The organism is Methanoculleus sp. UBA303, from assembly GCA_002501655.1.
In the GTDB taxonomy this organism is placed as follows: Archaea; Halobacteriota; Methanomicrobia; order Methanomicrobiales; family Methanoculleaceae; genus Methanoculleus.
Map to the genome: position 1 here is coordinate 19,612 of DANY01000036.1, position 7,544 is coordinate 27,155.

General features: G+C 61.1%; 8 protein-coding genes. 2 read left to right on the forward strand and 6 right to left on the reverse strand.

The features are described from left to right. The first annotated feature begins 116 nt into the window (after positions 1-116). Positions 117-1,553: a phosphoenolpyruvate carboxylase gene (ppcA, locus tag BP846_RS09150; protein WP_292394637.1), complete on the forward strand. Its 1,437-nt coding sequence runs from the start codon at positions 117-119 to the stop codon at positions 1,551-1,553. Positions 1,554-1,644: 91 nt separating this feature from the next. Here the strand turns inward: ppcA and BP846_RS09155 are convergent, their stop codons facing one another. Next, the gene (locus BP846_RS09155; RefSeq protein WP_292394639.1) at positions 1,645-2,136 is read right to left on the reverse strand and encodes a protease inhibitor I42 family protein; all 492 of its coding nucleotides are present in this window, start codon (positions 2,134-2,136) and stop codon (positions 1,645-1,647) included. Between the two features lie 216 nt (positions 2,137-2,352). On the opposite strand from BP846_RS09155, the gene BP846_RS09160 reads away from it, so the two are divergent. Next, a complete protein-coding gene (locus BP846_RS09160) occupies positions 2,353-2,979 on the forward strand; it encodes a hypothetical protein (protein WP_292394641.1) in 627 nt (208 codons plus the stop codon). 32 nt (positions 2,980-3,011) lie between these two features. Here the strand turns inward: BP846_RS09160 and BP846_RS09165 are convergent, their stop codons facing one another. The 5 genes from BP846_RS09165 to BP846_RS09185 all read right to left on the reverse strand — a co-directional run bounded on the left by BP846_RS09165 (position 3,012) and on the right by BP846_RS09185 (position 7,260). Then, the gene (locus BP846_RS09165) at positions 3,012-3,578 is read right to left on the reverse strand and encodes a class I SAM-dependent methyltransferase (protein WP_292394642.1); all 567 of its coding nucleotides are present in this window, start codon (positions 3,576-3,578) and stop codon (positions 3,012-3,014) included. Between the two features lie 122 nt (positions 3,579-3,700). Further along, positions 3,701-3,877 carry a DUF1059 domain-containing protein gene (locus tag BP846_RS09170; RefSeq protein WP_292394652.1) on the reverse strand — a complete coding sequence of 59 codons (177 nt, stop codon included), beginning with the start codon at positions 3,875-3,877 and terminating at the stop codon, positions 3,701-3,703. 182 nt (positions 3,878-4,059) lie between these two features. Then, positions 4,060-4,770 (reverse strand): ABC transporter ATP-binding protein, encoded by a 711-nt coding sequence (locus tag BP846_RS09175; RefSeq protein WP_292394644.1) that lies wholly within the window; start codon positions 4,768-4,770, stop codon positions 4,060-4,062. A gap of 4 nt (positions 4,771-4,774) precedes the next feature. Then, positions 4,775-5,986 (reverse strand): ABC transporter permease, encoded by a 1,212-nt coding sequence (locus BP846_RS09180; RefSeq protein ID WP_292394646.1) that lies wholly within the window; start codon positions 5,984-5,986, stop codon positions 4,775-4,777. Continuing rightward, positions 5,983-7,260 carry a COG1361 S-layer family protein gene (locus tag BP846_RS09185; RefSeq protein WP_292394648.1) on the reverse strand — a complete coding sequence of 426 codons (1,278 nt, stop codon included), beginning with the start codon at positions 7,258-7,260 and terminating at the stop codon, positions 5,983-5,985. Before BP846_RS09185 ends, BP846_RS09180 begins: the two co-directional genes overlap by 4 nt. Between the last annotated feature and the right edge of the window lie 284 nt (positions 7,261-7,544).

Sequence of the window (7,544 nt, forward strand, 5' to 3'; positions counted from 1 at the left end):
GAGGGTATATCGGAGGGCTTTTCTTGTCAACCATAGATCTGTCTCATGGTTGACATGAGGGGCCCGGTCCCTGATACGATGGAGCGTAAACTGATATGGTACGGATACCGCAATGTATGAGCACCCAGCACCCTGACAACGTCAACCTGCCGTTCTTCGCTGAGAGTCCGGAGCTCGGTGGGGAAGACGAGGTCCAGGAGGCGTACTACGCCTACTCCCACCTGGGGTGTAGTGAGCAGATGTGGGACTGCGAGGGGAAAGAGGTCGACAACTTTGTGGTCCGGAAACTGCTGACCCGGTACGACACCTACTTCCGGGAGAAGAAACTCGGCCGGGACGTCTTCCTGACGCTCCGGGTCCCGAACCCCGAGGTCGAGACGGCCGAGGCGAAGATACTCCTCGAGACGCTCGAAAGCATCCCGCGGTCGTTCGATACGGCGTGCCTCTTCTACGGGGACGAATGTCCCCCGATATTCGAGGTGATCCTCCCGATGACGGCGTCCCATACCGCCATCGACAACATCTATCGCTATTACACCGATATCGTCGTCGGGAAACAGGAACGGAGCCTCGGCAAGGGTGGCATGACCATCGCGGACTGGATCGGGAGGTTCCGGCCGGACAGGATCAACGTGATCCCGCTCTTTGAGGAGATGGACCACATGCTGGATGCGCACAACGTGGTCAGGCGCTACCTCGAAGGCAAGGATATCGCCCACCAGCGCGTCTTCCTTGCCCGTTCCGACCCGGCGATGAACTACGGGCTCATCAGCGCAGTCCTCCTGAACAAGATCGCGCTCCAGCACCTCCAGGAGGTCTCGGAGGAGACGGGGACCCGGATATATCCAATCATAGGCGTGGGTTCGGCGCCTTTCAGGGGCGGCCTCTCTCCCGGGACCGTCGACCGGGTTACCGCCGAGTACCCGAGCGTCCACACGTTCACCGTCCAGTCGGCGTTCAAGTACGACCACCCGCTTGAGGTTGTCCAGAACGCGGTTCGTAAGCTGGAGGAGCGGAGGCCCGGCAGGGCCCGGCCTATCGATGAGAAGGCGGCGCTCGACCTGATGGCGAGATACACACGGGCATACGAGCGACGGCTTGGGTCGCTTGCCCCCCTGATCAACCGGGTTGCCCGGTATATTCCCGAGAGGCGGAAGCGGAAACTGCACATTGGCCTCTTCGGGTATGCCCGGAGCACCGGTGGGATCACCCTGCCGCGGGCGATCAAGTTCACCGCTGCCCTCTACTCGGTCGGGCTCCCTCCCGAGATCCTCGGCCTGGATGCGCTGGACGAGGCAGATATCGGGTTCGTCAGGGAGACCTACGTCAACTTCGATGAGGATCTGAAGACAGCCGCCCGCTTCCTCAACACGGAGACCGGGTTCGTTCCCCGGGAACTCGCGGCCCGGGTGGCCGATCTCGCGGATGTTGAGCCGGACGAGGAGCATGCGGAGATCACGGGTGAGATCGCCCGGGTGCTTCGCGATAACGATACCGGGAGACTGACATCGCTCATCCTCTCGGCCGCGCACCGGCGGAAGTTCCTGGGGTGACCGGGGATGCCCTGCCGTGCCGGGAAGATGCTGAAAAGTGGGGGAGTGTTCACCCTCCCCGCAAACGTGCGGGGGAGAGCGTACAGGGTAGTTACTCGATGGTAAACGCCATCGCGAACGTGGTCTCGTTTTCGGTCACGTTCTCCCAGGACCGCTTGTAGATCGCAGAGAATTCGGCGGTGCCTTTCTCGGCGGCGAGGTACTGCCATTCGTGCACGCCTCCGGCGCCCACGAGCCCGGTCTCCGGCTCGAAGAACGTGTCGTTCACGTACGAGAGCCCGCGGGCTGAGGTGACGTTCCAGGAGTATCCGGTCGTCGGGTTCTCGGCGAGGCTGATGATGATCTTGCTCCCGGTCGGGAGGGTGACAGTTTCATTGTTGTTTGTCTCATTGAAGGCGAACTCTTCCGCCGGGGCGGGTGTGGTCGTCGTGGTCGTCACCGCGGCAGGTGTGGTCGCCACCGGAGTGGGTGTCTCGGTCACGTTCACCGGTTCCGTCGGCTGCGATGTGCAACCGGCCATGAGCATACACAATACAAGGAATCCTGCAATCAGGATGCCGTAGATGTTCTTTACCTGAACCATATGGTAAAGTCGCCCAGATGTCATAAATACCTTCTTAAACCGGCCGGTCCGCACCAGCCGCAGGGGATCCCACCGCAAGCGTTCCGGAAGAGATCGGTCGCCGCTCAAGAGAAAGACTACACAGGCCCTAAAACGTATTCTGGCCGGTTTCGCCTGTCATTAACGGAGAATAGCAACGTATAAATACTCTTCTGGTATTTAGATTCCCCTGAGGGCATGATTGTGAAAACCTCCCCCCTGAAATTGATCTTCCCGGCGCTCGTTGTGGTGCTCGGGATCTGCTTCTGCATGACGGCAGGCTGCACGTCGGATTCATCAGATACGACCACACCGAAGGCGACTACTGCGGCCACCCCTGCGGCCACGACGGCTCCTGCTGCTGGCACCACTGTCTCCGGGGCTGCCAAAGGAAGCGTAACGGCGGTTCCGTTTGCGACCCTGATACCGTTCCTGCCGGGCGCGCCCGCAGGCTGGACTGCCGACGAGCCTGCCGGAGCTTCCTGGACGATCGAGGACGGTCAGTGGACCTGGGCAACCCGGGAATACAGCAAGGACGATGCCAGGGCAACGATCCTGATCCAGGACTCGGCCTACTACGATGTGGGTTACTGGGAGTCATGGGACTCGTTCATCGCATTCGAGACGACCGAGGGCTACTACAAGCAGAAGAAGGTCGGTGGCTACCCAGCCTGGGAGGTCTTCACCAAACCTGCCTCCTACGGTACCTGGGTCGGCGTGAATGAACGGTTCATGGTCTACATCAGTGTTGAGGATGGTTCCAGGCAGGATCTCGATGCGTTCGTAAATGCCATCAACTACGATGGCATTGCGAACCTGAAGTAACCCGAAACCCCACTTTTTTCGCCGGGCAAGGGTTAGGGGCCCGGCATGGCCGTGATGATGTAGTGGTACGGCCCTGACTCTGCGATCGCCGTAACCCGGAGCCCCGCCTCTGCCATCAGCGACGCCGCATGCTCCGTGCTGAACTTCTTTGCGGGCGGCGGGCCGATGGGGAGGGGTTCCTTCTTCCAGTCCACGTCGACGATCAGGCCTGCAGGAGATGCCATCCTCTTTGCGTTGGCGAGCACCCGGATCGGGTCGGCGAAGTCGTGGAGGTCGATGCCAAAGAAGATGACGTCCGCACAGCCCTCACAGAGGACGATCTCTTCGGCCATCCCCTGGTGGAGGACGACGTTGCCGAGCCCCTCGCTGAACGCTTTCTCCTGCAGCAGGACCAGCGCTTCGGCGTCGATGTCGATCCCGCAGACGCGGCCGTGCGGCCCGACCATCCGTGCTGCAGGGAGTGCGAAGAACCCGTCCCCGCACCCGACATCGATGAAGGTGCCTCCGGGAGCAAGCCCGATCCCCTCAAGGATGGACTCGGGGTGCTGCCAGAGCCTGCGGGCGGCCTCATCTTCACGCGAGTGTCTCCGTGAATGCATATGATGCACCAACCGGTCCCGGTGGCGTGCATCACTGAAGAACCTGCTGTTCCCCGGTAGCGGGGCTCCGGACGACCAGGGTGAATCGTCAAAAAAGAGCGCCCGGGAGCCTGCCGCTCCCGTCACTTCACTGCCTTGCGGATCTTCTCCTGCACTTCCGGCTGCTCCAGGTTCATCTGGTGGGCGGTCTGGATATGCCCTTCGACCCGCTTCATCAACTCATTCTCACTCTCTGCCTTCTCCTCAAACTCGCACGCAAGGCCAAGGTCTTTGCATCTGAACGTCTTGACATTCTGCATCCCTCTCACCGACCGGAGTTGTATACTGGGGATGTTATAAAAATATCGTCATCTTTTTTCTGCCGTAACCCCTCCGGCGCGGCCTGTACAGCCGGGTGCACCTGGCCCGGCCCCACCCTGTCGCTCCAGCACAGTCACCGTGCGGCCCTCCGCGACGCGCGGCTGGCCCTCCGTCAGTGGAATTACGCCTCCCCACCCGGGTGCGGCTTCCTCCTCCTGCACTCCACCATATCCCCGATCAGCCCGTCCCGCAGGGTGGCGACCCGGCAGAAGTACTCCTTATGCCACTCTTCGTGCGAGACCATCAGGATTGTCTGGCCCAGATCCTCGTTCAGGCGGGCGAAGAGGTCGAGGATGCTCCTTGACGTCTGGCTGTCCAGGTTGGCGCAGGGTTCGTCGGCAAGCAGAATGCTCGGATTGTTCACGAGCGCCCGCGCAATCGCCACCCGTTGCTGCTCCCCCCCCGAGAGTTCGCTCTGCCGGTGGTCCATCCGGTCGGCAAGGCCCACCCGTTCGAGGATCCCGGCACTCTTCTTAAGGTATTCCTCCTTTGGAGCTCCCCTGACGAGCGATGTCAGGTAGACGTTCTCGAGCGCGGTGAGTTCACCGATGAGGGCATAGTCCTGGAAGACGTAGCCGAGCCTGTTCAGCCGAAAGAGGGTCCGCCGGTGGTCGGTGAGACCGAGGACGTCGGTCCCGTCGATCGTGACCCTGCCGGAGGTGGGCCGGTCAAGGAGCCCGAGGATATGGAGGAGTGTTGACTTACCGCTGCCGCTCGCCCCCATAATCCCGACAAACTCTCCCTTTGCGACTTCAAGCGAGACACCCCTGAGGGCGTGGACCTCCACCCTGCCCATGGTGTAGATCCGGGTGAGGTTCTCTGCGACAATCACATCTTCACCCCCTGATTGCGGTAAGGATATCTTCCCGTGCGATCTGCCATGCGGGGATGTAGCCTGCTACCACCGAGACCGCAAAGAGGCTTGCGACACTCTGGAGGATGGCCGAGACCTCCACGACCGGGTAGACCGGGCCGCCGGGGAAGACGAGCGGGTAGGCGGTCAGGTAGGTCGTCACCCCGGCGTTTAACGCCATCCCGGCCAGCGCCCCGACGGCGGTGATGAAGAGCACCTGGAGGACGTAGGAGTTGATGATAATCTGCTGGTCGATACCGATCGCCTTTAAGATCCCGATCTGCCGCCGCCGGTTCACGGTGTTGATGAAGATCACGATGAAGACCACTACGATAGCGATGATCAGGCTGACCAGGGCAGAGATGGTGTTGATGATGTTGAAACTCTGGATCGCCTGGTCGACGAACCCGCCCGCCTTCTCCCGGAATGTCCGGATCTGCTCCTGAATGCCGTAGGAGAGAAGTTCTGTCTTGTACTCCTCTTCTCTGCCGTCAACCGCAGTCTTCACCAGGATCATGGACGCCTGGTCGCGAAGCCCCAGCACCCCGCTCATCTCACGGCTGGTGACGAAGGCTGCCGTATCGACGCTGATGGACTGGGTCTGGTAGATCCCCTTCACCCGATAGGTCCGCGTCTCGCCGTTCGGGTAGGTCACCTCCACGGAGTCGCCGACCGCAACCCCCTGGAGCGAGGGGAGACCGCCCGCCTCCTGCCCCTCCGTCCCTGCGAGGGTCGTGCCCAGGATGATCGCGTCGGTATCCCCGTTCGAGAGGAACTCCCCTGCGGTCATATAGTCGGCGATCTTTGTCACCGACCGCTCATCATCCGGTGTTATGCCGTAGAGTGTGCTTGCGGCATTGTGCCCCTTGTAAAAGAAGGTCGCCCCGGCGGCTATCCGGGGTGACGTGCCGGTGATCCCCGGGATCCGCTCGACCGTCTTCTGGAGGCTCGTCACGCCACTGATGTACTGGCTGCCCTCCCGGGGTTCGATGACCAGGTTGCCGAAGTCAAAGTCGATCGACTGGGTGTTGAAGGTCTCGACGACCCCGGAGATGATGGAGGGGAGGAAAACCAGGTTTACGAAGATGAGGGCGATGATCATGATCGTGAGGGCGAGCGTCCCCTTGCTCCCCCGCTGAATGGACTTCCAGGCCAGGAACGCAGAGACCCTGAGGCTTGTGAACAAGGTGGTCACTCCCTCTTTCGTCTCCGGTACCAGAGTGCTACGGCCACGATGGCGACGATGAGGACGGCTGCCGCGATGACCAGGGCCGGGACCGAGTTTGATTCTGCAACAATCAGGTTCAGGGTCTGCTGGGTTGCGTGCTCTCCGTAGTCGTCGGTATACAGGATGGTGAGGGTATAAGGAAACTCTCCCTCCCGGCCGGTCTGCAGGCTGAATACGGCAGGACCGTCGTTACCGGGTTCTATCGTCCCGAGAAACGCTTCTTTTGTCCCGGGTAAAGAGAGGCCGACGATGGCTGCCCGGACCGACTTCGCATTCGCCGTTCCGGTGTTCTCTATCCGGATCGTCAGGTCCACAGGGCTTCCGGCGGTGATCCGTGAGGGTTCGGTCCTGATGGAGGCGATGCCCATCTCGGCGCGGCCGACGATGGGGATGCCGATCGTCGCCACCTGCCGGAACGCCGCGAGATCGGCACTTTGGTAGTCGATGGTGACGAGGACCGGCTCAAGTCCGAGCGGCGCATTGGTGTCGGTCTCGAAGGTCAGGTTCAGGACCGACTCCGCCCCCGGCGGGAGTTCGGGGATATAGTAGTTCTCGGAGTTCTTCGGGGTGATCGCGCTGGAGGTTGCGTTGACGTTGACGGATATGTCGCTTGCGCTTGCCCGCCCCTCGTTCTGGAGCGTGAGTGTGACGTTGAAGGAGTCGCCCGGGTCGACGGATGCCGGGACGGTCCTCTCCACCCGGAGCGCGGGTTTCTTGATCAGGGCGTATGCTGAGTTGACGTTCACCGGTATGGGGTACCGTACACCGGCCGCGTCCCGAACCCTGACCCAGACCTCGGGGAAATAGATCCCCTCCTCCCCAGGAGCACGGATTCGGAACGTGAGCGGGAAGGACTGGCCGGGGCCGATCTCGCCGATATCCTGGTAACTCCCGGTCAGGACCTCGACTCCTTTTCCGTTCAGGAGCACGTTCTCGATGTAGGCGTTGCTCGGCGTGGCCGGGGAGGTGTTCACCCCTCCGGCGCCAGTGTCCACCCGGACGTTGAGCGCTGACCCCGTGGCTGCGGACGCTGTGCTCGCGAGCACCACCGTGATCGTCCCTTCATCTCCAGGCATCAGGATGGCAGGGGTGACGGTGTAGTTGGAGACGATCACCGTCGGGGCCTCTGCAGCCGCTATTGCCGGGATGAGCACCAGCATTACGATGAGTACCCTGGATATACAGCCGATTGTGCGTCTCCCCGTGCCTCCCGAGGACGCAGCCGCGGGTTTCCGGACCATCTGTCTTCTCTCCTGGTACGGTTCTTCGGAGCTCCAGAGTCCCTGATACTAATATATATCAGTTGTGCATGGCCGCTCCTTGCCGGGCCCGGGATAATGCAATGCAATAGGCGTATGTTCCCAAAAATATTTTTATGGTTTAGGGATTATAATGTGCTTGGGATACGGAGAGGATAGTTACAGGATGGATTAACCTGGCGTGTAACTCTGCAACGATATGTTGTTTCATCTCGAACGGGCAAGGAGACCCCCTGCGCAAGTTGGGGGAGGAATTGCCCGCAACA

Excerpts from the sequence above, each read along its gene's own strand:
- BP846_RS09160 (WP_292394641.1), top strand. The coding sequence starts at position 2,353 with ATGATTGTGAAAACCTCCCCCCTGAAATTGATCTTCCCGGCGCTCGTT.
- BP846_RS09170 (WP_292394652.1), bottom strand. The coding sequence starts at position 3,877 with ATGCAGAATGTCAAGACGTTCAGATGCAAAGACCTTGGCCTTGCGTGC.
- BP846_RS09165 (WP_292394642.1), bottom strand. The coding sequence starts at position 3,578 with ATGCATTCACGGAGACACTCGCGTGAAGATGAGGCCGCCCGCAGGCTC.
- ppcA (WP_292394637.1), top strand. The coding sequence starts at position 117 with ATGAGCACCCAGCACCCTGACAACGTCAACCTGCCGTTCTTCGCTGAG.
- BP846_RS09185 (WP_292394648.1), bottom strand. The coding sequence starts at position 7,260 with ATGGTCCGGAAACCCGCGGCTGCGTCCTCGGGAGGCACGGGGAGACGC.
- BP846_RS09155 (WP_292394639.1), bottom strand. The coding sequence starts at position 2,136 with ATGGTTCAGGTAAAGAACATCTACGGCATCCTGATTGCAGGATTCCTT.